Source organism: Duffyella sp. Ts4, assembly GCF_051851875.1.
GTDB lineage: Bacteria > Pseudomonadota > Gammaproteobacteria > Enterobacterales > Enterobacteriaceae > Duffyella > Duffyella gerundensis.
Genome location: NZ_JBLYPN010000005.1, coordinates 113,367 through 138,366, shown reverse-complemented (window position 1 = coordinate 138,366; position 25,000 = coordinate 113,367). Strand labels below are relative to the sequence as shown.

22 protein-coding genes are annotated in these 25,000 nt (G+C 54.5%); 20 read left to right on the top strand and 2 right to left on the bottom strand.

Going from position 1 to position 25,000, the window contains the following annotated elements; translation table 11 throughout:
• Positions 1 to 1,566 (bottom strand): 2-isopropylmalate synthase, encoded by a 1,566-nt coding sequence (leuA, locus tag ACJY2L_RS10480; protein WP_264272532.1) that lies wholly within the window; start codon positions 1,564 to 1,566, stop codon positions 1 to 3.
• Positions 1,567 to 1,656: 90 nt separating this feature from the next.
• Positions 1,657 to 1,740: a leu operon leader peptide gene (gene leuL / locus ACJY2L_RS10475; protein WP_157883906.1), complete on the bottom strand. Its 84-nt coding sequence runs from the start codon at positions 1,738 to 1,740 to the stop codon at positions 1,657 to 1,659.
• 716 nt (positions 1,741 to 2,456) lie between these two features.
• Between leuL and ilvI the strand changes: the two genes are divergently transcribed.
• From ilvI to secM, 20 genes are all read left to right on the top strand, one after another.
• Positions 2,457 to 4,181, top strand: a complete 1,725-nt coding sequence (gene ilvI, locus ACJY2L_RS10470; protein WP_187485859.1) for an acetolactate synthase 3 large subunit — start codon at positions 2,457 to 2,459, stop codon at positions 4,179 to 4,181.
• Between the two features lie 2 nt (positions 4,182 to 4,183).
• Complete coding sequence (gene ilvN, locus ACJY2L_RS10465; protein ID WP_067427939.1) at positions 4,184 to 4,675, top strand: acetolactate synthase small subunit; 492 nt, start codon at positions 4,184 to 4,186, stop codon at positions 4,673 to 4,675.
• A 197-nt stretch (positions 4,676 to 4,872) separates the two neighbouring features.
• Positions 4,873 to 5,883: a catabolite repressor/activator gene (gene cra / locus ACJY2L_RS10460; RefSeq protein ID WP_187487603.1), complete on the top strand. Its 1,011-nt coding sequence runs from the start codon at positions 4,873 to 4,875 to the stop codon at positions 5,881 to 5,883.
• A gap of 487 nt (positions 5,884 to 6,370) precedes the next feature.
• The gene (mraZ, locus tag ACJY2L_RS10455) at positions 6,371 to 6,829 is read left to right on the top strand and encodes a division/cell wall cluster transcriptional repressor MraZ (protein WP_187485861.1); all 459 of its coding nucleotides are present in this window, start codon (positions 6,371 to 6,373) and stop codon (positions 6,827 to 6,829) included.
• A gap of 2 nt (positions 6,830 to 6,831) precedes the next feature.
• Positions 6,832 to 7,773, top strand: a complete 942-nt coding sequence (gene rsmH, locus ACJY2L_RS10450; RefSeq protein ID WP_067427945.1) for a 16S rRNA (cytosine(1402)-N(4))-methyltransferase RsmH — start codon at positions 6,832 to 6,834, stop codon at positions 7,771 to 7,773.
• Entirely contained in the window at positions 7,770 to 8,090 is a 321-nt protein-coding gene (ftsL, locus tag ACJY2L_RS10445) for a cell division protein FtsL (protein WP_067427946.1), read from the top strand. Before rsmH ends, ftsL begins: the two co-directional genes overlap by 4 nt.
• A gap of 15 nt (positions 8,091 to 8,105) precedes the next feature.
• A complete protein-coding gene (locus tag ACJY2L_RS10440) occupies positions 8,106 to 9,872 on the top strand; it encodes a peptidoglycan glycosyltransferase FtsI (RefSeq protein WP_067427948.1) in 1,767 nt (588 codons plus the stop codon).
• A complete protein-coding gene (gene murE, locus ACJY2L_RS10435) occupies positions 9,859 to 11,346 on the top strand; it encodes a UDP-N-acetylmuramoyl-L-alanyl-D-glutamate--2,6-diaminopimelate ligase (RefSeq protein ID WP_225700997.1) in 1,488 nt (495 codons plus the stop codon). The genes ACJY2L_RS10440 and murE overlap by 14 nt, the downstream gene beginning before the upstream one ends.
• Positions 11,343 to 12,704, top strand: coding sequence for a UDP-N-acetylmuramoyl-tripeptide--D-alanyl-D-alanine ligase (gene murF / locus ACJY2L_RS10430; RefSeq protein ID WP_439213610.1), 1,362 nt, complete (start codon positions 11,343 to 11,345; stop codon positions 12,702 to 12,704). The genes murE and murF overlap by 4 nt, the downstream gene beginning before the upstream one ends.
• Positions 12,698 to 13,780: a phospho-N-acetylmuramoyl-pentapeptide-transferase gene (mraY, locus tag ACJY2L_RS10425; protein WP_067427953.1), complete on the top strand. Its 1,083-nt coding sequence runs from the start codon at positions 12,698 to 12,700 to the stop codon at positions 13,778 to 13,780. The genes murF and mraY overlap by 7 nt, the downstream gene beginning before the upstream one ends.
• Positions 13,781 to 13,782: 2 nt before the next feature.
• Complete coding sequence (gene murD / locus ACJY2L_RS10420; RefSeq protein WP_439213609.1) at positions 13,783 to 15,099, top strand: UDP-N-acetylmuramoyl-L-alanine--D-glutamate ligase; 1,317 nt, start codon at positions 13,783 to 13,785, stop codon at positions 15,097 to 15,099.
• Positions 15,099 to 16,313 (top strand): cell division protein FtsW, encoded by a 1,215-nt coding sequence (gene ftsW, locus ACJY2L_RS10415; protein ID WP_067427957.1) that lies wholly within the window; start codon positions 15,099 to 15,101, stop codon positions 16,311 to 16,313. The genes murD and ftsW overlap by 1 nt, the downstream gene beginning before the upstream one ends.
• Positions 16,310 to 17,368: an undecaprenyldiphospho-muramoylpentapeptide beta-N-acetylglucosaminyltransferase gene (gene murG, locus ACJY2L_RS10410; RefSeq protein ID WP_439213607.1), complete on the top strand. Its 1,059-nt coding sequence runs from the start codon at positions 16,310 to 16,312 to the stop codon at positions 17,366 to 17,368. Before ftsW ends, murG begins: the two co-directional genes overlap by 4 nt.
• A 62-nt stretch (positions 17,369 to 17,430) precedes the next feature.
• Positions 17,431 to 18,903 carry a UDP-N-acetylmuramate--L-alanine ligase gene (gene murC, locus ACJY2L_RS10405; RefSeq protein WP_439213606.1) on the top strand — a complete coding sequence of 491 codons (1,473 nt, stop codon included), beginning with the start codon at positions 17,431 to 17,433 and terminating at the stop codon, positions 18,901 to 18,903.
• The gene (locus ACJY2L_RS10400; RefSeq protein ID WP_439213605.1) at positions 18,896 to 19,816 is read left to right on the top strand and encodes a D-alanine--D-alanine ligase; all 921 of its coding nucleotides are present in this window, start codon (positions 18,896 to 18,898) and stop codon (positions 19,814 to 19,816) included. Before murC ends, ACJY2L_RS10400 begins: the two co-directional genes overlap by 8 nt.
• Position 19,817: 1 nt before the next feature.
• A complete protein-coding gene (gene ftsQ, locus ACJY2L_RS10395; RefSeq protein WP_067427963.1) occupies positions 19,818 to 20,660 on the top strand; it encodes a cell division protein FtsQ in 843 nt (280 codons plus the stop codon).
• The gene (gene ftsA, locus ACJY2L_RS10390; RefSeq protein ID WP_067427965.1) at positions 20,657 to 21,913 is read left to right on the top strand and encodes a cell division protein FtsA; all 1,257 of its coding nucleotides are present in this window, start codon (positions 20,657 to 20,659) and stop codon (positions 21,911 to 21,913) included. Before ftsQ ends, ftsA begins: the two co-directional genes overlap by 4 nt.
• Positions 21,914 to 21,985: 72 nt before the next feature.
• The gene (gene ftsZ, locus ACJY2L_RS10385) at positions 21,986 to 23,140 is read left to right on the top strand and encodes a cell division protein FtsZ (RefSeq protein WP_067427967.1); all 1,155 of its coding nucleotides are present in this window, start codon (positions 21,986 to 21,988) and stop codon (positions 23,138 to 23,140) included.
• 101 nt (positions 23,141 to 23,241) lie between these two features.
• The gene (gene lpxC / locus ACJY2L_RS10380) at positions 23,242 to 24,159 is read left to right on the top strand and encodes a UDP-3-O-acyl-N-acetylglucosamine deacetylase (RefSeq protein ID WP_067427969.1); all 918 of its coding nucleotides are present in this window, start codon (positions 23,242 to 23,244) and stop codon (positions 24,157 to 24,159) included.
• A gap of 291 nt (positions 24,160 to 24,450) precedes the next feature.
• A complete protein-coding gene (gene secM / locus ACJY2L_RS10375; RefSeq protein ID WP_187485919.1) occupies positions 24,451 to 24,960 on the top strand; it encodes a secA translation cis-regulator SecM in 510 nt (169 codons plus the stop codon).
• The last annotated feature ends 40 nt before the right edge of the window (positions 24,961 to 25,000 follow it).

Below are 25,000 nucleotides of genomic sequence, written 5' to 3'. Positions count from 1 at the left end.
TCACACCGTTTCCTTCTGTTCTGAATTAAATTTGCGCTGCAACTCTTGCTCAACCTGCTTCGCCCGCCAGATGTTGTTCAGGGCATTGACCATCGCTTTGGCTGAGGATTCGACAATATCGGTCGCCAGACCGATGCCGTGAAATTTGCGACCATTGTAATTAACGACGATATCCACCTGGCCCAGCGCGTTTTCGCCATGACCTTTGGCGGTCAGCTGATATTTCACCAGTTCGATATCAAACGCAGTAATGCGGTTGATCGCCTGGTAGACCGCATCAACCGGACCGTTGCCGGTTGCTGCTTCCGCTTTCACTTCGTCGCCGCAGCCCAGATTCACCGAGGCGGTGGCGTTAATGGTGGAACCTGACTGCACGTTAAAATCGCGCAGCTGGAAATATTCCGGCTCTTCGTTCTGCTTATTAATGAACGCCAGCGCTTCCAGGTCATAATCGAATACCTGGCCCTTTTTATCGGCCAGCTTCAGGAAGGCGTCATACAGAGAATCCAGGCTGTAATCGCTCTCTTTATAACCCATCTCTTCCATACGGTGCTTCACGGCCGCGCGTCCGGAACGCGAGGTCAGGTTCAGCTGTACCTGGTTCAGACCGATCGACTCAGGCGTCAGGATTTCGTAGTTTTCACGATTTTTCAGCACGCCATCCTGATGAATGCCGGATGAATGCGCAAAGGCGTTGGAACCGACCACCGCTTTATTCGCCGGAATCGGCATGTTGCAGATCTGGCTGACCAGCTGACTGGTGCGGTAGATTTCCTGATGATGAATACCGGTGTGCACGTTCATGATCTGCTGGCGGGTTTTAATCGCCATGATCACCTCTTCCAGCGCACAGTTACCGGCCCGTTCGCCTAAGCCATTCAGCGTGCCTTCTACCTGGCGGGCACCGGCGATAACCGCGGCCAGTGCATTACCGGTAGCCATACCCAAATCGTCGTGGGTATGCACAGACAAAATCGCTTTATCAATGTTCGGCACGCGATTGCGCAGCTGAGCAATGATATTGGCGTATTCGCCTGGCAGGGTGTAGCCCACGGTATCGGGAATATTGATGGTGGTGGCGCCGGCATTAATTGCGGCTTCGACCACCTGACACAGATCGTCAATCGGTGTACGGCCACCGTCTTCGCACGAGAATTCCACGTCGTCGGTATAATTGCGTGAACGCTTGATCATGTGCACCGCACGTTCAATGACTTCCGGCAGGGTGCTGCGTAATTTGGTGGCGATGTGCATTGGCGAGGTGGCGATAAAGGTGTGAATGCGGTAAGCCTCCGCCACGCGCAGAGATTCATAAGCCGCATCGATATCCTTTTCAACGCAGCGCGCCAGTGCACAGACGCGGCTGTTTTTGATGGTGCGGGCAATGGTTTGTACCGATTCAAAATCGCCTGGCGAAGAGACCGGGAAACCGACTTCCATCACGTCAACACCCATTCTTTCCAGCGCCAGCGCAATTTGCAGTTTCTCTTTTACACTCAGACTTGCCTGTAAGGCCTGCTCACCATCACGCAGTGTGGTGTCGAAAATGATCACTTGTTGGCTCATCGTATTCATCCTTTAACGTTAGCTTCACCGTGCAACGAGCATAAAAAAACCCGCGCATGGCGCGGGTTTCTTGATTTGTTCAGGCTCGAATCAGTGTTTGATTCCGCCCACAAGTCTACCGCGCAGCAGAGGTGCGTTTAGTAGTAGACCGAGTAGGCGGGTAAAACGAATCATGAATTCAAACCTTAAAAATAGGGTGTGCCTATATTGGTACGGGAATCAGCTTTCGATGTCAACCTTGAATGCAGGGTTAATTTTTTCGGTTAAAAAGTAAATTATGCTGGCTCGATCGCAAATAACAGACGATGTTAATTCGTGGAATTGTGGAGCAAGATATTTATCGGGGTTATTCTTGCTTCTCAATCGGCGAAAGGCTTTTAAAGTCATTGAAATTAAACGTTAATTTAATGATAGTTCAGTAATGAAAAAACCGATTTAAATGATTTATGGTCAGAGGTAAATTAGGTTTGAGCGCTGAAAAACAGTGGATCGCACCGCTTTTTTCATCTGCATCAACATGGCCCACTATGCTTAAGGCAGGCCAATTGTTAATAAGACTATTATCAACCTGCAAATAATCGGTGATTCAGCATAACTCTCTTTTTAGCAGCCCGGGAATTAGTCAATTCCACGCCTGAAAAGCGCGCCAGATAGTGAGCTCCTGGCGTATTTCACGCGCAAAGCCATGCTTGCCGTTTGCCTGGCCCAGGCTTCTACGGTTATGGTAATTCGACCCTTCACATCAGAAGAAAATAAAGGGTGACAGAACCCTGTACCCGATTCGGGAAATGATTTCCGGAATCTATGCGTAAACATGAGATGGCGCCTTTGCCTGGTAGCAGCTGTTTTACAGATGCAGTGCGGGCGCATCCTCAAGCCGGGAGGCAAGAATGGAGATGTTGTCAGGAGCCGAAATGGTTGTTCGATCGTTGATCGACCAGGGTGTTAAACATGTGTTCGGCTATCCGGGCGGAGCGGTACTGGATATCTACGATGCGCTACAAACCGTCGGCGGTATCGATCATATTTTAGTCCGCCATGAGCAGGGCGCCGTGCATATGGCCGATGGCTATGCGCGCGCGACCGGTGATGTCGGTGTGGTGCTGGTCACCTCAGGTCCGGGCGCGACGAATGCGATTACTGGTATCGCCACGGCCTATATGGATTCAATTCCGCTGGTGGTGCTCTCTGGCCAGGTACCTTCTTCTTTAATTGGCTATGACGCGTTTCAGGAATGCGACATGGTCGGCATTTCACGTCCTATCGTAAAACACAGTTTTCTGGTTAAGCGGGCGGAAGATATTCCTGGCGCGTTGAAGAAAGCGTTCTGGCTGGCGGCCAGCGGCCGTCCCGGCCCCGTGGTTATCGATCTGCCCAAAGACATTTTAAGCCCGGCGAATAAGCTGCCCTATATCTGGCCAGAGTCGGTGAGCATGCGCTCTTACAATCCGACTACTCAGGGACATAAAGGACAAATCAAGCGTGCGTTGCAGACGCTGCTTGCTGCGCATAAACCGGTGATCTACGCCGGTGGGGGTGTGATCAATGCGGAGTGCCATGATGCGTTGCGTGCATTGGCTGAAAAGCTGAACCTGCCGGTGGTCTCTTCTTTAATGGGGCTCGGCGGCTTTCCCGCTACGCATCGGCAAAGTTTAGGCATGCTGGGCATGCACGGCACCTATGAAGCCAACATGACCATGCACAATGCCGATGTCATTTTCGCAGTAGGCGTGCGTTTTGACGATCGCACCACCAACAACCTGGCAAAATATTGTCCTGATGCCACTGTGCTGCACATCGATATCGATCCGACCTCAATTTCAAAAACCGTGGCGGCCGATGTGCCTATCGTGGGCGATGCGAAGTGGGTGCTACAACTGATGCTGGAACTGCTGGCGCAAAACGAGTCGCAACAGCAATTCGACAGCCTGCGCGACTGGTGGCAGAGCATTGAAAGCTGGCGTTCCCGCCACTGCCTCGAGTTCGATCGTACCAGCGATCAAATCAAGCCGCAGGCGGTTATTGAAACCATCTGGAAACTGACCCACGGCGATGCGTACGTTACGTCAGACGTTGGCCAGCATCAGATGTTCGCTGCGCTCTATTATCCCTTTGATAAACCGCGTCGTTGGATCAACTCTGGCGGCCTGGGCACCATGGGCTTTGGTTTACCAGCCGCGCTGGGCGTGAAGCTCGCCCTGCCGGAAGAGACGGTGGTCTGCGTTACCGGCGACGGCAGCATTCAGATGAACATTCAGGAGCTCTCCACCGCACTGCAGTATGGTCTGCCGGTAATGGTGCTCAATCTGAACAACGGTTTCCTCGGCATGGTGAAACAGTGGCAGGACATGATTTATTCTGGCCGCCATTCGCAGTCTTATATGGAGTCTCTGCCCGATTTTGTTCGTTTGGCAGAAGCTTACGGTCATGTAGGGGTTTCCATCGCGCGTCCGGAAGAGCTGGAAGAGAAGCTCGCCTTTGCCCTGGCGGAACTGGCGAAAGGTCGACTGGTGTTTGTCGACGTCAATGTAGACGGCACCGAGCATGTTTACCCGATGCAGGTACGCGGCGGTGGTATGGATGAAATGTGGTTAAGCAAAACGGAGAGGACTTAATTATGCGTCGTGTGTTATCGGTATTGCTGGAAAACGAATCCGGCGCATTGTCCCGAGTGGTTGGCCTGTTTTCGCAGCGCGGCTATAACATTGAGAGCCTGACCGTGGCACCTACGGACGATCCAACGCTTTCCCGCATGACCATTCAGACGGTGGGTGATGAAAAGGTGCTGGAGCAGATCGAAAAGCAACTCCACAAGCTGGTGGACGTGCTGCGCGTGACCGAGTTAGGGCAGGGCGATTACGTTGAGCGTGAAGTGATGCTGGTGAAAATTCAGGCCAGCGGCTACGGGCGCGAAGAGGTGAAACGCAGCGCGGAGATCTTCCGTGGACAAATCGTTGACGTTACGCCGACGCTTTACACGGTTCAGCTTACTGGCACCAGCGACAAACTCGATGCCTTCCTGAAAACGGTTCGCGAAGTCGCTGAGATCGTTGAAGTGGCGCGCTCAGGAATCGTTGGCGTTTCGCGTGGCGATCGCATTATGCGCTAATCACGCTGCGTGATGATTCAAACCACAGGTAACCCGGCGATAAGTCGGGTTTTTTTATTTTGCGTCCGATCAAAAAGTGCCATCAAAAGCGGTTGCTGTAGAGAATGTTCTACTGTTAGATGTAACACATAAATTATCCATAACCCGCGTGAGGCTATTGTTTCTGCGTCAGCGAGTGGCAAAAGAATGAGGTTAAAGTGAAACTGGATGAAATCGCGCGCCTGGCCGGTGTCTCGCGCACCACTGCCAGCTACGTCATAAATGGCAAAGCGCGGCAGTATCGTGTCAGCGAAAAAACCGTTGAGAAGGTGATGGCGGTGGTGCGTGAGCATAATTATCATCCCAATGCGGTGGCCGCAGGATTACGCGCCGGACGAACCCGCTCCATTGGCTTAGTGATCCCCGATCTGGAAAACACCAGCTATACGCGCATTGCCAACTACCTTGAGCGCCAGGCACGGCAGCGCGGTTATCAATTGTTGATTGCCTGTTCTGAGGATCAGCCTGACAACGAAATGCGCTGCGTTGAGCATCTGCTGCAGCGTCAGGTTGATGCCATTATCGTTTCAACGTCGTTACCGCCTGAACATCCTTTCTACCAGCGCTGGATCAACGATCCGCTGCCGATTGTGGCGTTAGACCGCGCGCTGGATCGTGAGCACTTCACCAGCGTGGTAGGAGCCGATCAGGATGACTCCCAGGCACTGGCGGCTGAATTGCGTCAGCTTCCGCTGAACAATGTGCTTTATCTTGGCGCGCTGCCTGAACTGTCGGTTAGCTACCTGCGTGAGCAAGGGTTTCGCGAAGCCTGGAAAGACGATACGCGGCCGATCGATTACCTTTACGTTAACAGTTTTGAGCGTAGCGCTGCGGCGGCGGCTTTCGAAGGCTGGCTGGAAACGCATGCGATGCCGGACGCGCTCTTCACCACCTCCTTTGGCTTGCTACAGGGCGTGATGGATGTGACCCTGCGACGCGAAGGGCGGCTGCCAACGGATCTGGCGATTGCCACCTTCGGCGATCATGAACTGCTCGATTTCCTCGACTGTCCGGTACTGGCGGTGGCGCAGCGTCATCGCGACGTTGCTGAGCGCGTGCTGGAGCTGGTATTAGCCAGTCTGGATGAGCCGAAAAAACCCAAGCCCGGGCTGACACGCATTCGCCGGAATTTATTTCGACGCGGCAAATTAAATCGAAAAATGGCGTAATTAAATACAGGCGGCCATGCTGCCTGTATTTAATTCCAGGTATAGCGCGCAGGAAAAATGATCTTCCGCTCATTTCTCCGGTAAATAAAAGTAAACATTGCGCAGTGGCGTCAGCGATTAAATTTTTGCCAACAAGACAATTCAGACAGAATGCCTGCCTGGCGTGCTCTCAGACGGCGAAAGTGCGTTCAGAAATACCCTAAAATGCAGTGACTCTCACAACATCATCGATGTAATAAGATATTTCCTGCCAGAAATGTTTTCGGCTATTTAACGAGCAGCTGAAATTTTTACGTCATTATTCATCAGGTTAATTTTCCTCAAAAAGCCATTTTGCGAACCCTTTCTAAAATGGCCCGCTTTTAAATACAGGAAATAATTGTTTGCGGCCCGCGCTGCGGCTTGACAATGATTTCCCCGGCTCCGTAAACTCCTCTCGTGGGTATTTGTGGGATAAAGTGGTAAAAACAGTGAGGGCGTGGTTGGCATGTTCCGTGGGGCAACGTTAGTCAATCTCGACAGTAAAGGACGGTTTGCCGTTCCTGTTCGCTATCGCGACACGCTGAGCGCCGAATCGCAGGGACAAATGGTTTGCACCATTGACCTCCATCAGCCTTGCCTGCTGCTTTATACCCTGCCCGAATGGGAAATTATCGAACGAAAGCTGTCTCGCTTATCCAGCATGAATCCCGCAGAACGCCGTGTGCAGCGTCTGTTATTGGGGCATGCCAGCGAATGTCAGATGGATAATGCAGGCCGTTTATTGTTAGCGAATACGCTTCGCCAACATGCACGACTGACCAAAGAAGTGATGCTGGTTGGCCAGTTCAACAAGTTTGAACTGTGGGATGAACAGACCTGGTATCAACAAGTCAAGGATGATATTGACGCTGAGCAGTCGGCGCAGGACCCACTATCTGATCGATTGCAGGATTTGTCGCTATAGCTATGCAGGAAAATTACAAACACACCACGGTGCTCTTGGATGAGGCAGTTAACGGTCTTAACATCAAAGCAGACGGTATTTACATTGACGGCACTTTCGGGCGCGGTGGTCATTCACGCCTGATCCTTTCTCATTTAGGTGAACAGGGACGCTTGATTGCTATCGATCGCGACCCTGAAGCGATTGCCGCCGCCGCATTAATCAATGATCCCCGGTTTTCCATCGTACACGGGCCTTTCTCTCAGTTAAGCGATTATGTCGATGAACGCGGCTTACGCGGCAACATTGACGGCATTTTGCTGGATCTCGGCGTCTCCTCGCCGCAGCTCGACGATGCAGAACGCGGCTTCTCCTTTATGCGTGACGGCCCGCTGGACATGCGCATGGATCCTTCTCGCGGAGTATCCGCCGCAGAATGGCTGTTGAAGGCTGATGAAGCAGATATCGCCTTTGTGCTGAAAACCTTTGGCGAAGAACGCTTTGCTAAGCGAATTGCGCGCGCCATCGTTGAGCGTAATCGCGAACAGCCAATGACACGTACCAAAGAACTGGCCGAAGTTATCTACGTTGCCACGCCGGTGAAGGATAAGTTCAAACATCCGGCGACCCGCAGTTTCCAGGCGATACGTATCTGGGTAAACAGCGAGCTGGAAGAGATTGAAAGGGCGCTTAAAGGTGCGCTTGATGTGCTGGCGCCACAGGGCAGATTATCCGTTATCAGTTTCCATTCGCTGGAAGATCGCATCGTGAAGCGTTTTATGCGCGAACAGAGTCGCGGTCCACAGGTGCCGGCCGGCTTACCGCTGACCGAAGCGCAGCTGCAAAAGATGGGTGGTCGCGGCTTGAAAGCGTTAGGCAAAATGATGCCAGGCGAAAGTGAAGTGGCGGAGAATCCGCGTGCGCGCAGTTCGGTGCTGCGTATTGCGGAAAGGACCGACGCATGATTGGCAACGAGCGCCACAGCCTGCCAGGCGTGATTGGCGGCGATCTGCTGCGTCACGGCAAAATTCCGGTAATTACGCTGATCGCGGTGCTGGTATCGGCAGTGCTGGTAGTGACCACGGCGCATAAAACGCGCCTGTTAACTGCCCAGCGCGAGCAGCTGGTGCTAGAGCGTGACGCTCTGGATATTGAGTGGCGTAACCTGATCCTTGAAGAGAACGCGCTGGGCGACCACAGTCGGGTCGAGCGCACCGCGACGGATAAGCTTCATCTTCAACATGTTGATCCAGCACAGGAAAATATTATTGTTCAGCAATAAGGAATACCCGATTCAATGAGCGCCGGGAAACGCACGCTGAAATTGAAGAAACCGGAAGATAAAGCCAGCTTTGTAAGCTGGCGTTTTGCGTTGCTGTGCGGCTGTATTCTTCTGGCGCTGGTTGGCCTGTTGTTGCGCGTAGCCTATCTGCAGGTGATTAATCCCGATCGGCTGGTTCGCGAAGGCGATATGCGCTCCCTGCGCGTGCAGGCGGTGCCAACGGCTCGCGGCATGATCAGCGATCGCGCCGGACGGCCGCTGGCGGTGAGCGTGCCGGTAAACGCCATCTGGGCCGATCCAAAAGAGTTACACGATCGCGGCGGCATCACGCTGGACAGCCGCTGGAAGGCGCTTTCCGATGCGCTCTCTATTCCGCTCGATCAACTGGCAAGCCGCGTTAATGCGAATCCAAAAGGGCGCTTCGTTTATCTGGCGCGTCAAATCAATCCCGCCATCGGCGACTACATCAAGAAACTGAAGTTGCCGGGCATTCATCTGCGCGAAGAGTCACGCCGCTATTATCCGGCCGGGCAGGTCACCTCACACCTGATTGGCTTTACCAATATCGACGGGCAGGGCATTGAAGGCGTTGAAAAGAGCTTTGATAAGTGGCTGACCGGCCAGCCGGGCGAACGCACCGTGCGTAAAGATCGCTTTGGTCGGGTGATTGAAGATGTTTCATCGGTCGACAGCCAGGCAGCCCATAACCTGACGCTCAGTATCGATGAACGCCTGCAGGCTCTCGTCTATCGCGAACTCAATAATGCCGTCGCCTTTAACAAAGCAGAATCGGGCACCGCGGTACTGGTTGATGTGAACACCGGCGAAGTCCTGGCGATGGCCAACAGCCCTGCGTACAACCCTAATAATCTCAGCAACACGCCAAAAGATGTGATGCGTAACCGGGCCATCACCGACATCTTCGAGCCTGGCTCGACGGTCAAACCGATGGTGGTCATGGCGGCGCTGCAGCGTGGCGTAGTGAAAGAGAACAGCGTGCTGCACACCGTGCCTTATCGGGTAAATGGTCACGAGATCAAAGACGTGGCACGTTATAACGAATTGACCCTGACCGGCGTATTACAGAAGTCGAGTAACGTGGGCGTATCCAAACTCGCGTTAGCGATGCCCTCCTCAGCATTAGTAGATACTTACTCACGTTTTGGACTGGGGAAAGCGACCAATCTGGGATTAGTCGGGGAAAGCAGTGGCTTATATCCGCAAAAACAACGGTGGTCTGACATTGAGAGGGCCACCTTCTCCTTTGGCTACGGGCTAATGGTAACGCCGCTACAGTTAGCGCGTGTCTACGCCACCATCGGCAGTTATGGCATACATCGTCCGCTCTCCATTACTAAAGTTGATCCGCCCGTTGCCGGCGAACGTGTTTTTCCCGAGTCTCTGGTGAAAACCGTGGTGCATATGATGGAAAGCGTAGCCTTACCGGGCGGCGGTGGCGTGAAGGCTGCGATCAAGGGCTACCGAATTGCGATCAAAACCGGTACCGCGAAAAAAGTTGGCCCGGATGGTCGTTACGTTAACAAATACATTGCTTACACCGCGGGCGTTGCGCCTGCCAGTCAGCCCCGTTTTGCACTGGTGGTGGTGATTAACGATCCACAGGCAGGCAAATATTATGGCGGGGCGGTATCGGCACCGGTGTTTGGTGCCATCATGGGCGGCGTGTTACGCACCATGAACATTGAGCCTGATGCGTTACCGAGCGGTGATAAAAGCGAAATGGTGAACAACATTAAAGAGGGTTCCAGTGACAGATCGTAACTTGCGCGAGCTGGTGGCGCCGTGGGTAAGCGGCGCGCCATCGCGTCCGCTTCGCGACATGACACTTGATAGCCGCGCGGCGGCATCGGGCGATCTGTTTGTCGCAGTCGCAGGTCATCACGTTGATGGTCGGCATTTTATTCCGCAAGCCATTGCCCAGGGCGTGGCGGCGATCATCGCGGAAGCAGAAGGCGAAGCTGAAGACGGAGATATCCGCGACATGCATGGCGTGCCGGTTATCTATCTTGCTCAGCTGCAGCAGCGCCTTTCTGCGCTGGCGGGACGCTTCTACCAGCAGCCTGCCGATAAGCTGCGCCTGATTGGCGTGACCGGCACCAATGGCAAAACCACGACTACGCAGCTGCTGGCGCAGTGGGCGCAGCTGTTGGGTGAAACCAGTGCGGTGATGGGCACGGTGGGCAACGGCCTGTACGGCGAGTTGACGCCAGCTGAAAACACCACCGGTTCAGCGGTTGAAGTGCAGCAGCTGTTGCACAGCCTGCAACAGCGCGGCGCGACGCTGGCGGCAATGGAAGTCTCTTCACACGGGCTGGTACAGCATCGCGTTGCGGCGCTGCCTTTCTCCGCGGGCGTGTTCACCAATCTCAGTCGCGATCATCTCGATTATCACGGTGATATGGCGCAGTACGAAGCCGCTAAATGGTTGCTCTTCTCTGAGCACAGCGTCGGCGTCGCCGTGATCAACGCTGATGATGAAACGGGTTTTCGCTGGTTGCAAAATCTGCCTGATGCGGTTGCGGTCACCATGGCTGAAAACCTCGAGCCGGGCTGTCGCGGTCGCTGGTTAAAAGCCACCGCGGTGAGCTATCACGACAACGGCGCGACTGTTGCATTTGCCTCAAGCTGGGGCGAAGGCACAATCGAAAGCCGCCTGATGGGGGCGTTTAACGTCAGCAATCTTCTGCTGGCGTTGGCCACGCTGCTGGCGCTTGATTATCCCCTTGCGCAGTTGATCGCCACTGGCAACCAACTGCAACCGGTCTGCGGGCGTATGGAAGTGTTCAGCGCGCCAGGCAAGCCGGTGGTGGTGGTCGATTATGCCCATACGCCAGATGCGCTGGAAAAAGCGCTTGAAGCGGCGCGTTTGCACTGTAAAGGCCAGCTATGGTGCCTGTTTGGCTGCGGCGGCGATCGCGACAAAGGTAAACGTCCGCTGATGGGCGCGATTGCTGAGCAGTTTGCCGATGTTGTGGTGATCACCGACGACAATCCGCGCGGCGAAGATCCCAAAGCGATAGTGGACGATATCCTCACTGGCTTGCTTGACCCGGGCCGCGCGCGCGTCGTTGCTGGTCGGGCACAGGCGGTAACTAACAGCATCATGCAGGCCAAACCTGACGACATTGTGCTGGTCGCTGGCAAAGGCCATGAAGATTATCAAATTGTCGGCAATCGCCGACTCGACTATTCCGACCGCCTGACCGTGGCGCGCCTGCTGGGAGTGATTGCATGATTACCTTCAGTTTAGAGACGCTGGCCGCTATCACCGGCGGCGAGCTGATTGGCGAAAACGTGCGCATCAGCGAAGTCACCACCGATACGCGAAAAGTCACCGCGGGCTCTCTGTTTATTGCGCTATCAGGCGAACGCTTCGATGCGCACGACTTTATCGATCAGGCAGCAGGGCAGGGCGCTGCCGCGTTATTAGTGAGTCGACCCCTCTCTACGGATATCCCTCAGGTGCGTGTCAGCGATACGCGCATTGCGCTGGGCCAGATTGCGGCCTGGGTACGTCAGCACGCCAGCGCACGCGTGGTGGCGTTAACCGGCTCATCCGGCAAAACTTCGGTAAAAGAGATGACCGCGGCGATTCTGCGCCAGTGCGGCGAAACGCTCTATACCGCAGGCAACCTGAACAATGACATCGGCGTGCCGTTGACGCTGTTGCGCCTGACGCCGCAACATCAATACGCCGTAATCGAACTGGGTGCTAATCATCAGGGCGAGATCGCTTACACCACGGCACTGACTTCGCCGGAAGCGGCGCTGATCAACAATCTTGCCGCGGCGCATCTTGAAGGTTTCGGTTCCCTCGCGGGCGTGGCCAAAGCCAAAGGCGAAATTTTTGCCGGTCTGCCCGAAAAAGGCATCGCCATTGTTAACCTGCAAAGCCATGACTTATCAGGCTGGCAGCCGCAGCTGGCGGACAAAACGCTGTGGCGTTTCACTGCTGAAGGCAGTGAGAACAGCGAGTTTTACACCAGCGATCTGCAGATGACTGCGCAGGGCAGCCGCTTTACGCTGCATACCCCGCGTGGCGCGGTTGCTATCACGCTGCCGCTGCCTGGTCGCCACAACATCGCTAATGCGCTGGCTGCCGCGGCGCTGGCGCTGGCAGTTGATGCGCCGCTCGACGCGATCCAGGCCGGTCTGAGCCAGTTGCAGGCAGTGCCAGGCCGTTTGTTTCCAGTGGTGCTGACGCCGGGACAGCTGATTCTTGACGACAGCTATAACGCCAACGTGGGCTCAATGACCGCCGCGGTGAATGTGCTGGCTGATATGCCGGGCTATCGCGTTTTTGTGGTGGGCGATATGGCTGAGCTGGGTGAGCAGTCGGTGCAGTGTCACCGTGACGTCGGCCAGGCCGCGCGCGATGCCGGTATCGATAAGGTGCTTAGCGTAGGTACATTAAGTCGCGATATCAGCGAAACCAGCGGCGTTGGCGAACATTTCAGCGAAAAAGCTGCCCTAACTGAACGTTTACGAAATTTATTGTCCGAACATGCGGCGATGACCATTTTAATCAAAGGTTCACGTAGTGCCGCCATGGAGCAGGTAGTACAGAGCTTACAGGAGAAAGGAACATGTTAGTCTGGCTGGCCGAGCATCTGGTCGTTTTCTATTCTGGTTTTAACGTCTTTTCTTACCTGACGTTTCGCGCCATTGTCAGCCTGCTGACCGCGCTGTTCCTCTGCTTATGGATGGGCCCGCGTCTGATCGCCTGGCTGCAAAAGCTGCAGATTGGCCAGGTCGTGCGTAACGATGGTCCTGAATCGCATTTCAGTAAGCGCGGTACGCCGACCATGGGCGGCATCATGATCCTCGCCTCCATTACCATTTCGGTGCTGATGTGGGCCTATCCTTCCAATCCGTACGTCTGGTGCGTGCTGTTTGTGCTGGTGGGCTACGGCATCGTTGGCTTTGTAGATGATTATCGCAAGGTCGTACGCAAAGACACCAAAGGGCTGATCGCACGCTGGAAATATTTCTGGCAGTCGGTTATCGCGCTGGTGATGGCGTTTGGCATGTACAGCATTGGCAAGGATACGCCCGCAACCGAGCTGGTTGTGCCTTTTTTCAAGGATGTTATGCCGCAGTTGGGGCTGCTCTATGTGGCGCTGGCGTACTTCGTGATTGTCGGTACCAGCAACGCGGTCAACCTCACCGATGGGCTGGATGGCCTCGCCATTATGCCAACGGTGTTTGTGGCTGCCGGTTTTGCACTGGTAGCCTGGGCGACCGGTAACGTTAACTTTGCGGAATATTTGCACATTCCTTATCTGCGCCATGCGGGTGAGCTGGTGATCGTCTGCACGGCTATCGTCGGCGCAGGTCTCGGTTTTCTGTGGTTTAACACCTATCCGGCTCAGGTTTTCATGGGCGATGTAGGCTCGCTGGCGCTGGGCGGCGCGCTGGGCACGATTGCCGTACTGCTGCGTCAGGAGTTTTTACTGCTGATCATGGGTGGGGTTTTCGTGGTGGAAACGCTGTCGGTGATCCTGCAAGTAGGCTCATTTAAGCTGCGCGGCCAGCGTATTTTCCGCATGGCACCTATTCATCACCATTATGAGCTGAAAGGCTGGCCGGAGCCGCGCGTCATCGTGCGCTTCTGGATTATTTCGCTGATGCTGGTGCTGATCGGCCTGGCTACGCTGAAGGTGCGTTAATTATGGCTGACTATCAGGGCAGAAACGTTGTCATTATCGGGTTAGGCCTTACCGGGCTCTCCTGTGTGGATTTTTTCCTCGCGCAGGGCGTGACGCCGCGCGTGATGGATACCCGCATTGCGCCGCCTGGTATCGATAAGCTGCCCGAAACGGTCGAATGCCATACCGGTGATTTGAACCCCAGCTGGTTGCTCAATAGCGATCTGATCATCGCCAGCCCCGGTATGGCGCTGGCGCACCCGGCGCTGATGGAAGCCGCGGATGCCGGGATTGAAATCATTGGCGACATTGAGCTCTTTTGCCGTGAAGCGCAGGTGCCCATCGTGGCGATCACCGGCTCCAATGGTAAAAGTACCGTGACCACGCTGGTCGGTGAAATGGCCCGCGCTGCTGGCTGGTCTGTTGGCGTGGGCGGTAACATCGGCTTGCCCGCGCTGAGCCTGCTAAAAACCCCGGCTCAGCTGTATGTGCTTGAGCTGTCGAGCTTTCAGCTGGAAACCACATGGAGCCTGCATGCGGCGGCGGCCACCATTCTGAACGTGACAGAAGATCATATGGATCGCTATCCGCTTGGGATGCAGCAATACCGTGCGGCCAAACTGCGCATTTATGAGCAGGCCGACGTCTGCATCGTCAACGCTGACGATGCGCTAACTATGCCGGTGCGCGGGGCGGATAAGCGCTGCGTGAGCTTTGGTATTGATGTCGGCGATTATCACCTTAATCGCCAGCAGGGCAGTACCTGGCTGCGGGTTAAAGGCGAGAAGGTGCTGAACAGCGATGAGATGAAGCTGGTGGGCCAGCATAACTATACCAATGCCCTGGCGGCGCTGGCGCTGGCCGATGCGGTTAACCTGCCGCGCGCCTCCAGCCTGAAAGCATTAACGACCTTTACCGGCTTGCCGCACCGCTTTCAACTGGTGCATGAACAGCGCGGTGTGCGCTGGATCAACGATTCTAAAGCTACCAACGTCGGCAGTACCGAAGCGGCGTTGCAGGGCCTGCAGGTCAAAGGCACGCTGTGGCTGCTGCTTGGCGGTGACGGCAAATCGGCCGACTTTTCTGCACTCGTTCCCTATTTAGCCGCCGACAATATTCGTGTTTACGCCTTTGGCCGCGATGGCGATCAACTGGCTGCGCTGCGCCCGGACATTTCCGTACGCTGCGATACGCTACAGCAGGCCGTTACGGCCATCGCATCGCAGGTGCATAGCGGTGACATGGTATTGCTCTCTCCGGCCTGCGCCAGCCTTGACCAATTTCGCAATTTCGAACAGCGCGGCGATGCGTTCGCGCAGCTGGCAAGGGAGTTAGGCTGATGAAATTTCCCGGCATAAGCCTGGCGGGAGGCCTGCCCAACCGCCTGAAAGAGTGGGTGATGGGCACCCGCGAAAAAGATACCGCCAGCATGGTGTTGTACGATCGCACTTTGCTTTGGCTGACCTTTGGCCTGGCGATTATCGGCTTTGTAATGGTGACCTCTGCATCGATGCCGGTCGGTCAGCGACTCAACGACGACGCTTTTTACTTCGCCAAACGCGACGCTTTTTATCTGATTCTGGCGCTGGGTATGGCGCTGGTGACGTTGCGCGTGCCGATGGATTTCTGGCAGCGCTACAGCAACATGATGCTGCTGGTCACGGTGCTGATGTTGCTGGTGGTGCTGGTAGTGGGTAGCTCGGTAAACGGTGCATCGCGCTGGATTGCCCTTGGCCCCTTACGTATCCAGCCAGCTGAACTCTCCAAGCTGTCGCTGTTTTGCTATCTCGCCAGCTATCTGGTGCGCAAGGTTGAGGAAGTACGTAATAACTTCTGGGGTTTCTGCAAACCGATGGGCGTGATGGTGGTGCTGGCAGTGCTGCTGCTGGCTCAGCCTGACCTCGGTACGGTGGTTGTGCTGTTTGTGACCACGCTGGCCATGCTCTTCCTGGCGGGAGCCAAACTGTGGCAGTTTTTGGCGATTATCGGCTCCGGCATCTTTGCCGTGATCCTGCTGATTATTGCTGAACCTTATCGTATGCGCCGCGTGACCTCATTCTGGAATCCATGGGAAGATCCCTTCGGCAGCGGCTATCAGCTGACACAGTCGTTAATGGCTTTTGGTCGTGGTGAGTTCTGGGGACAAGGTCTGGGGAATTCAGTGCAGAAGCTGGAATATCTGCCGGAGGCCCATACCGATTTTATCTTCTCAATCATCGGTGAAGAGCTCGGTTATATCGGTGTGGTTTTAGCACTGTTGATGGTATTCTTCGTCGCTTTTCGTGCCATGTCGATTGGCCGTCGTGCGCTGGAGTTAGATCAGCGTTTTGCCGGTTTTCTCGCCTGTTCCATCGGCGTGTGGTTTAGCTTTCAGGCACTGGTTAACGTTGGCGCGGCCGCAGGCATGTTGCCAACCAAAGGCCTGACTTTGCCGCTGATCAGCTACGGTGGTTCGAGCCTGATTATTATGTCGACGGCAATTGTTTTTCTGTTACGTATTGATTATGAAACGCGGCTGGCCAAAGCACAGGCGTTTACCCGAGGTGCACGATGAGTGGAAAGCGGTTGATGGTCATGGCAGGGGGTACCGGCGGGCATGTTTTTCCCGGTCTGGCCGTGGCACATCATCTGATGGCGCAAGGCTGGCAGGTGCGCTGGCTGGGCACCGCCGACCGTATGGAGGCGGATTTGGTACCTAAACATGGTATTGAGATCGACTTCATCCGTATCAGCGGCCTGCGCGGCAAAGGTATTAAGGCGCTGCTGGCGGCACCGGTGCGTATTTTTAACGCCTGGCGTCAGGCGCGCGCCATCATGAAGGCGTACAAGCCTGATGTGGTGCTGGGCATGGGCGGTTATGTTTCTGGCCCCGGTGGCCTTGCCGCCTGGAGCTGTGGCGTGCCGGTGGTATTGCACGAGCAGAACGGCATTGCCGGTTTAACCAACAAATGGCTGGCGAAAATTGCCACCACGGTGTTGCAGGCATTTCCTGGCGCCTTTGCGAAAGCTGACGTAGTGGGTAATCCGGTACGTACTGATGTGCTGGCGTTGCCTTTACCGGCGGTACGCCTTGCCGGTCGCACCGGCCCTGTCCGCGTGCTGGTAATAGGCGGCAGTCAGGGCGCACGCGTGCTAAATCAAACCTTACCACAGGTCGCTGCGCAGTTAGGTGATGCGATAACGATATGGCATCAGGTTGGCAAGGGTGCGCTGCCTGTGGTGCTTGATGCTTATGCGCAGCTGGGGCAAACGCAGCACAATATTACCGAGTTTATCGATGATATGGCCGCGGCCTATGCCTGGGCTGATGTGGTGGTCTGTCGCTCCGGCGCACTCACCGTCAGCGAAGTGGCCGCTGCAGGATTACCGGCGATTTTTGTGCCTTTCCTGCATAAGGATCGGCAGCAGTACTGGAACGCGCTGCCGCTGGAAAAAGCGGGCGCTGCAAAAATTTATGAACAGCCGCAGTTCAATGCGACTGGAGTAGCAGAAACACTGAAGCAGTGGGATCGCCCCACGTTACTGACGATGGCGGAAAAAGCGCGTCAGGTAGCGATTCCCGATGCAACTGAACGCGTTGCCCGCGAAGTCGTGCAGGCAGCGCGTTAAACTGGTCGGTTATACCGGCCTGTGCCGTTCAGGCACATGCTGAAACAGGTAATCAGGTAAAGATGAATACACAACAACTGGCAAAACTGCGTACTTTCGTGCCCGAGATGCGACGCGTCCGGCACATCCATTTTGTTGGCATCGGTGGTGCTGGCATGGGCGGTATTGCTGAAGTGTTGGCTAACGAAGGCTACGAGATCAGTGGCTCCGATTTAGCCCCCAACGCGGTAACCCAGCATTTAATCAATCTGGGCGCGACCGTGTTCTTTAACCATCGTCCGGAGAATGTCTCGGGCGCGAGCGTGGTGGTGATCTCCAGTGCAGTTTCGCAGGATAACCCGGAAATTGTTGCCGCCCGTGAGGCGCGCATCCCGGTGATTCGCCGCGCTGAAATGCTGGCTGAACTGATGCGTTATCGCCATGGCATTGCCGTCGCCGGCACGCACGGTAAAACCACTACCACCGCGATGGTATCCAGCATTTATGCCGAAGGCGGACTGGATCCGACCTTTGTAAACGGTGGATTGGTTAAGGCCGCCGGCACCCATGCGCGCTTAGGCAGCAGCCGCTATTTGATCGCAGAAGCAGACGAAAGTGACGCTTCCTTTCTCCATCTGCAGCCGATGGTGGCCATCGTCACCAATATCGAAGCCGATCATATGGATACTTACCAGGGCGACTTCGAAAATTTAAAGCAGACCTTTATTAACTTCCTGCATAACCTGCCTTTTTACGGCCGTGCGGTAATGTGTGTGGATGATGCGGTCATCCGCGAATTGATTCCGCGCGTCGGACGTCACATTACCACTTACGGTTTCAGTGACGATGCCGATGTTCGTATCGAGAACTATGAGCAGCATGGCGCACAGGGCCATTTTTCGCTGGTGCGTCACGATAAGCCGCGTCTTGATGTCACGCTGAATGCGCCAGGCCGCCATAACGCCCTTAATGCGGCGGCATCGGTTGCTGTAGCGACCGAAGAGGGCATCGAAGACGAAGATATCCTCGCCGCGCTGGAGAGCTTCCAGGGTACCGGACGCCGCTTTGATGTGCTGGGCGAGTTTCCGACCGACGTCGTAAATGGCTGTGCCGGTTCTGCCATGCTGGTGGACGATTACGGCCATCACCCTACCGAAGTGGATGCCACCATCAAAGCAGCCCGCGCGGGCTGGCCTGAGAAAAAACTGGTGATGATTTTTCAGCCGCATCGCTATACGCGTACTCGCGATCTCTACGACGATTTTGCCAACGTGCTGTCGCAGGTGGATGTGCTGCTGATGCTGGATGTCTATTCCGCTGGCGAAACCCCGATTCCTGGCGCTGATAGCCGGGCGTTGTGCCGGACGATTCGCAGTCGTGGCAAAGTTGACCCGATTCTGGTCCCCGATCACGATGATGTCGCCGCGATGCTGGCGCCGGTGCTTTCCGGCAACGATCTGGTGATGGTTCAGGGCGCGGGAAACATTGGTAAAATTGCCCGTACACTGGCAGAACATAAACTGATTCCGCAGGTTAAGGAGGAGCATCATGGCTGAGAAAGTCGCAGTATTGTTGGGTGGAACGTCTGCGGAGCGCGAAGTTTCTCTCAACTCCGGTAATGCGGTGCTCGCTGGCTTAAAAGAAGCGGGTATTGATGCGCATGCGGTTGATATTCGCGATGTGCCGGTATGGCAACTGAAAGAGCAGGGCTATCACAAGGCGTTTATCGCTCTTCACGGACGCGGTGGCGAAGATGGCACGCTGCAGGCAGCGCTGGAATTTCTGAACATTGCTTACACCGGCAGCGGCGTAATGGCATCGGCGATCAGCATGGACAAGCTGCGCACTAAGTTGTTGTGGCAGGGTGCCGGGTTGCCGGTATCGCCTTACATTATGCTGTCGCGCAGTGAGTGGGACACAGGCCTCACCGAAGAGACCACGGCAAAAATTTCTGCGCTGGGCTTGCCGCTGTTTGTTAAGCCGAGCCGCGAAGGATCAAGTGTCGGTATCAGCCGGGTAAACGAGCAGGAGGCACTGCCAGCGGCTCTCGATAATGCATTTTTGCATGACGATGAAGTGCTGATTGAGCAATTTCTGAGCGGTGCGGAATATACCGTCAGCATTGTGGGTGAGACGCTGCTACCTTCTATTCGTATCCAGACTGCTAATACGTTTTATGACTATGAAGCCAAATATCATTCTGATGAAACGCAATATTTTTGCCCAAGCGGCTTATCGGCTGAACGCGAAGCGGAACTGGCAGCGATCGTGCTGAAAGCCTGGCGCGTGCTCGGCTGCAGCGGCTGGGGCCGGGTTGACGTCATGATGGACGGCGCTGGCAATTTCCACCTGCTGGAAGTGAACACGTCGCCCGGCATGACCAGCCATAGTCTGGTGCCAATGGCGGCAAAACAGGCAGGAATGAGTTTCTCCGCGCTGGTCGCCCGTATTCTGGAGTTGGCCGACTGATATGTCCCAGGCGGCTTTGAACGTAAGGAATAAGGAAGCGCAGGAGAAAAAAGCGCGAACCGGTCGCAGCAATGGCTCGCGACTGGCGGGTATTATTTTTTTGCTGTTGGTGCTTGGCACCATCGCCTTCGGCGGCTTTGTGGTGTTGAAGTGGATGAACGATGCTTCGCGACAGCCCCTGTCGAAGCTGGTGGTGACCGGTAAAATTCACTACACCAAAGATGATGACATCCGACAGGCGATTCTGGCGCTGGGCGCGCCGGGCACCTTTATGTCGCAGAACGTTGATGTTATTCAGCAACAGATTGAGCGTTTACCCTGGATTCAGCAGGTTAGCGTACGCAAGCAGTGGCCCGACGAATTAAAGATTCATCTGGTGGAATACGTGCCAGTCGCGCGCTGGAATGATTTACATATGGTTGATGCTGAAGGGAAATCGTTCAGCGTACCGGCCAGCCATGTCGGCAAAGAAACATTGCCGATGCTTTATGGTCCGGAAGGCAGCGAGTCAGAGGTGTTGGCCGGATATCATCAGATGGATCAGGTGATTAAAGCGGACAAGCTTACGTTAAAAGCGGCTTCTATGACGGCGCGCCGCTCATGGCAACTGGTCACCGGCGACGACATTCGTCTTGAGCTGGGGCGCAGCGATACCATGAAGCGTTTGAACCGATTTATTGAGCTCTATCCGGCTTTGCAACAGCAGGCAACCGCAGAGAGCAAACGCATCGACTACGTCGATTTGCGTTATGACTCTGGCGCTGCCGTAGGCTGGGCTCCGGCATTTATTGAGCAACAGGATAGTCATCAGCAACAGAATCAGGCACAGGCTAAACAACAATGATCAAGGCAACGGACAGAAAGCTGGTAGTAGGTCTCGAAATTGGCACCGCGAAGGTTGCCGCCCTGGTTGGGGAAGTTCTGCCCGATGGTATGGTCAATATTATTGGCGTGGGCAGTTGCCCTTCGCGCGGTATGGACAAAGGCGGCGTAAACGATCTTGAGTCGGTGGTGAAATGCGTTCAGCGCGCCATCGATCAGGCCGAACTGATGGCAGACTGCCAGATTTCTTCGGTTTACCTCGCATTATCGGGTAAACATATCAGTTGCCAGAATGAAATCGGGATGGTTCCGATTTCCGAAGAGGAAGTGACGCAGGAAGATGTGGAAAACGTAGTGCATACCGCTAAATCGGTACGCGTGCGTGATGAGCATCGTATCCTGCATGTTATTCCTCAGGAATATGCGATCGACTATCAGGAAGGCATCAAAAATCCGGTGGGACTCTCCGGCGTGCGTATGCAGGCCAAAGTTCACCTGATTACCTGCCACAACGATATGGCGAAAAATATCGTGAAGGCAGTAGAGCGTTGCGGCCTTAAAGTGGATCAGCTTATTTTTGCCGGCCTGGCCTCCAGCTTTGCCGTGCTGACAGAAGATGAACGTGAGTTAGGTGTCTGCGTAGTGGACGTTGGCGGTGGCACCATGGATATTGCGGTCTACACCGGCGGCGCGCTGCGTCATACCAAAGTCATTCCTTATGCAGGAAATGTGGTAACCAGCGATATCGCTTACGCTTTTGGTACGCCACCAACCGATGCTGAAGCGATTAAAGTGCGCCATGGTTGCGCGCTTGGCTCTATCGTCGGTAAAGATGAAAACGTTGAGGTGCCGAGCGTCGGTGGACGACCGCCACGCAGCCTTCAGCGGCAGACGCTGGCAGAAGTGATTGAGCCGCGTTACACCGAGTTGCTAAATTTAGTAAACGAAGAGATTTTGCAGCTGCAGGAACAGCTCCGTCAGCAGGGTGTTAAGCACCATCTGGCGGCCGGTATTGTCCTTACCGGCGGCGCAGCACAGATTGAAGGTTTGGCAGCATGCGCCCAGCGTGTGTTCCATACGCAGGTGCGTATTGGCCAGCCTTTGAACATCACCGGGCTAACAGATTATGCGCAGGAGCCGTACTACTCAACGGCGGTTGGCTTGCTGCACTATGGAAAAGAGTCGCACCTTAACGGTGAGGCTGAAGTGGAAAAAAGAGCGTCAGTTGGCAATTGGTTTAAGCGGATTAACAGCTGGCTAAAAAAAGAGTTTTAATTTTAGTAAAAGGAGATCATGCTAAGCACTGTTTATGATCTCCAGGCGACAGGCACATAACGGAGAGAAATTATGTTTGAACCTATGGAATTAACCAATGACGCGGTGATTAAAGTCATCGGCGTCGGCGGCGGCGGCGGCAATGCCGTTGAGCACATGGTACGCGAGCGTATCGAAGGTGTGGAATTCTTCGCGGTAAACACCGATGCGCAGGCATTGCGCAAAACCGCAGTTGGCCAGACCATTCAGATCGGTAACAACATTACAAAAGGTCTGGGCGCGGGTGCGAATCCGGAAGTAGGGCGCAATTCGGCAGAAGAAGATCGTGAAGCCCTGCGTGCGGCGCTTGAAGGCGCTGACATGGTGTTTATTGCAGCTGGTATGGGCGGCGGCACCGGTACGGGTGCAGCACCTGTTGTAGCTGAAGTCGCTAAAGATTTGGGTATTCTTACCGTTGCGGTGGTCACCAAGCCTTTTAACTTCGAAGGCAAAAAACGTATGGCGTTTGCTGAACAAGGCATCGCTGAGCTTTCCAAGCACGTTGATTCCCTGATCACCATTCCAAACGACAAGCTGCTTAAAGTGCTTGGCCGTGGCATCTCACTGCTTGATGCATTTGGCGCGGCGAATGACGTGCTGAAAGGCGCGGTACAGGGTATCGCTGAACTGATTACACGTCCTGGCCTGATGAACGTCGACTTTGCTGACGTGCGCACCGTAATGTCCGAAATGGGCTACGCGATGATGGGTTCTGGCGTTGCCTGTGGCGAAGATCGCGCTGAAGAAGCGGCTGAAATGGCAATCTCCAGCCCACTGCTGGAAGATATCGACCTGTCTGGTGCGCGCGGCGTGCTGGTTAACATCACCGCTGGTTTCGACCTGCGTCTGGATGAGTTCGAAACCGTAGGTAACACTATCCGCGCCTTTGCTTCCGACAACGCAACCGTGGTGATCGGTACCTCTCTGGATCCAGAGATGAACGATGAACTGCGTGTGACCGTGGTCGCAACCGGTATTGGCATGGACAAGCGCCCTGAAATCACGCTGGTGACCAACAAGCCAGCCAGCCAGCCGGTAATGGATCATCGCTACCAGCAACATGGTATGGCGCCGCTGCCGCAGGAGCAAAAACCTGCTGCTAAAGTCGTCAATGACCAGGCTGCTCAGAGCAATAAAGAACCCGATTATCTTGATATTCCTGCGTTTTTACGTAAGCAGGCTGATTAAGAATAACCTGAGAATTGGGCTTCTCCGCTCTTTGTGCTAAAGTGTTCGCCCGCTGGTAACGTATACTGGCGGTCGGATGAGTAATTTTGCGAGATAATGCGATGATCAAACAACGGACATTGAAACGTATCGTTAATGCGACTGGGGTTGGTTTACATACCGGCAAAAAAGTCATGTTAACGTTGCGCCCTGCGCCGGCTAACACCGGGGTCATCTATCGTCGCACTGACTTGAATCCACCGGTTGATTTTCCGGCTGATGCAAAATACGTGCGCGACACCATGCTGAGTACTTGCCTGGTGAACGATGAAGGCGTGCGTATTTCAACGGTTGAGCATCTTAATGCGGCTTTGGCCGGTTTAGGCATTGATAACATCATTGTGGAAGTTGATGCGCCTGAAATTCCTATTATGGATGGCAGTGCGGCACCTTTCGTTTATCTGTTATTAGATGCAGGCGTTGAAGAGCTTAACAGTGCGAAGAAATTCGTACGGGTTAAACAAGCGGTGCGCGTAGAAGATGGTGATAAATGGGCTGAAATTAAACCGTTTAACGGCTTTTCACTCGATTTCACTATCGACTTCCAGCACCCGGCAATTGATGCCAGCTCACAGCGCTATCAGATGAATTTCTCTGCTGAATCTTTTATGCGTCAGATCAGCCGGGCTCGCACTTTTGGCTTTATGCGTGAGATTGAATACCTGCAATCACGTGGTCTGTGCCTGGGCGGCAGTTTCGATTGCGCTATCGTGGTAGACGATTTCCGCGTATTAAACGAAGACGGTTTGCGCTTCGAAGATGAATTTGTTCGCCATAAAATGCTTGATGCCATTGGCGATCTGTTCATGTGTGGCCACAATATTATCGGCGCGTTTACCGCCTTTAAATCAGGTCATGCGCTGAACAACAAATTACTGCAGGCCGTTCTGGCCAGGCAGGAAGCCTGGGAATGGGCAACCTTCGAAGATGAAGCTGAACTGCCACTGGCATTTAAAGCACCTAATTTAGTTCTGGCATAAGCCTGAACATCTGAACGACGGGTTCACGGGCAACCTCTCTCCGGCCTCTGAACCCGTCGTTTTTTATTGTCTGTTAGTCAACGCCTGCGCCATTCTCTCCGCCCTAATCAACTGCTGCTTTGCTGAACAATAATCTGGCTAATTCCGCTTTATGATTAATATCTTGAGATGTCGACGCTGCGCATTGATGATACTATTTGCCCCTAATTTCAGGTTGGTAAGCCACCGTGCATGCCAACAGTAACAGGCTTTAACAGCGCGATGCAGTCTGCATCGACTTGGTGGAACAGAGTGATCGGCATCTTTCAACGTTGGCGACAATTGGGTAAGCGCTATTTCTGGCCTCATCTCCTGCTGGGGATGGTTGCGGCCAGTTTGGGCCTGCCTGCTGCCAGCGCACAGAATCCCGATCAAAACAGCCTACGCCAGTCGCCCGCTAAAAGCCTGGCCATCGGCAATGTCGTGCGATTTAACAGCCTTGCTCTGCTGGAAAGCGCACGCAAACCCAACTTCAGCGTCGATTACTGGCATCAGCACGCCATCCGCACGGTTATTCGTCACCTCTCTTTTGCGCTGACGCCACAGCGACTGGCTGATGTTGAACAGGCCTTACCGCTGGCAGTACAAAAACATGCCTTAATCGATTCGCTCAATGCGTTGTTAACGCATCAGCCGGTTTATACCGCTCATCGTAACGCCGTTGCAGCGCCTTTGCCTTTGGCCATCAATACCTTTGCCAGCGGACTGTGGCTGTCGCAGATTCGTGGTATTCGCGCCGGACCTCATCTCTTTCTTAGCTAACTGAACTCTGCAGAGCCTTCTGCTAACGATAAAAAAACCA

Coding starts and splice junctions, on each gene's coding strand:
- murG (WP_439213607.1), top strand. CDS start 16,310: ATGAGTGGAAAGCGGTTGATGGTCATGGCAGGGGGTACCGGCGGGCAT.
- ftsL (WP_067427946.1), top strand. CDS start 7,770: ATGATTGGCAACGAGCGCCACAGCCTGCCAGGCGTGATTGGCGGCGAT.
- murC (WP_439213606.1), top strand. CDS start 17,431: ATGAATACACAACAACTGGCAAAACTGCGTACTTTCGTGCCCGAGATG.
- murD (WP_439213609.1), top strand. CDS start 13,783: ATGGCTGACTATCAGGGCAGAAACGTTGTCATTATCGGGTTAGGCCTT.
- ftsZ (WP_067427967.1), top strand. CDS start 21,986: ATGTTTGAACCTATGGAATTAACCAATGACGCGGTGATTAAAGTCATC.
- murF (WP_439213610.1), top strand. CDS start 11,343: ATGATTACCTTCAGTTTAGAGACGCTGGCCGCTATCACCGGCGGCGAG.
- leuA (WP_264272532.1), bottom strand. CDS start 1,566: ATGAGCCAACAAGTGATCATTTTCGACACCACACTGCGTGATGGTGAG.
- ftsQ (WP_067427963.1), top strand. CDS start 19,818: ATGTCCCAGGCGGCTTTGAACGTAAGGAATAAGGAAGCGCAGGAGAAA.
- mraZ (WP_187485861.1), top strand. CDS start 6,371: ATGTTCCGTGGGGCAACGTTAGTCAATCTCGACAGTAAAGGACGGTTT.
- ftsA (WP_067427965.1), top strand. CDS start 20,657: ATGATCAAGGCAACGGACAGAAAGCTGGTAGTAGGTCTCGAAATTGGC.
- ACJY2L_RS10440 (WP_067427948.1), top strand. CDS start 8,106: ATGAGCGCCGGGAAACGCACGCTGAAATTGAAGAAACCGGAAGATAAA.
- rsmH (WP_067427945.1), top strand. CDS start 6,832: ATGCAGGAAAATTACAAACACACCACGGTGCTCTTGGATGAGGCAGTT.
- ACJY2L_RS10400 (WP_439213605.1), top strand. CDS start 18,896: ATGGCTGAGAAAGTCGCAGTATTGTTGGGTGGAACGTCTGCGGAGCGC.
- leuL (WP_157883906.1), bottom strand. CDS start 1,740: ATGATTCGTTTTACCCGCCTACTCGGTCTACTACTAAACGCACCTCTG.
- ilvI (WP_187485859.1), top strand. CDS start 2,457: ATGGAGATGTTGTCAGGAGCCGAAATGGTTGTTCGATCGTTGATCGAC.
- ilvN (WP_067427939.1), top strand. CDS start 4,184: ATGCGTCGTGTGTTATCGGTATTGCTGGAAAACGAATCCGGCGCATTG.
- mraY (WP_067427953.1), top strand. CDS start 12,698: ATGTTAGTCTGGCTGGCCGAGCATCTGGTCGTTTTCTATTCTGGTTTT.
- ftsW (WP_067427957.1), top strand. CDS start 15,099: ATGAAATTTCCCGGCATAAGCCTGGCGGGAGGCCTGCCCAACCGCCTG.
- lpxC (WP_067427969.1), top strand. CDS start 23,242: ATGATCAAACAACGGACATTGAAACGTATCGTTAATGCGACTGGGGTT.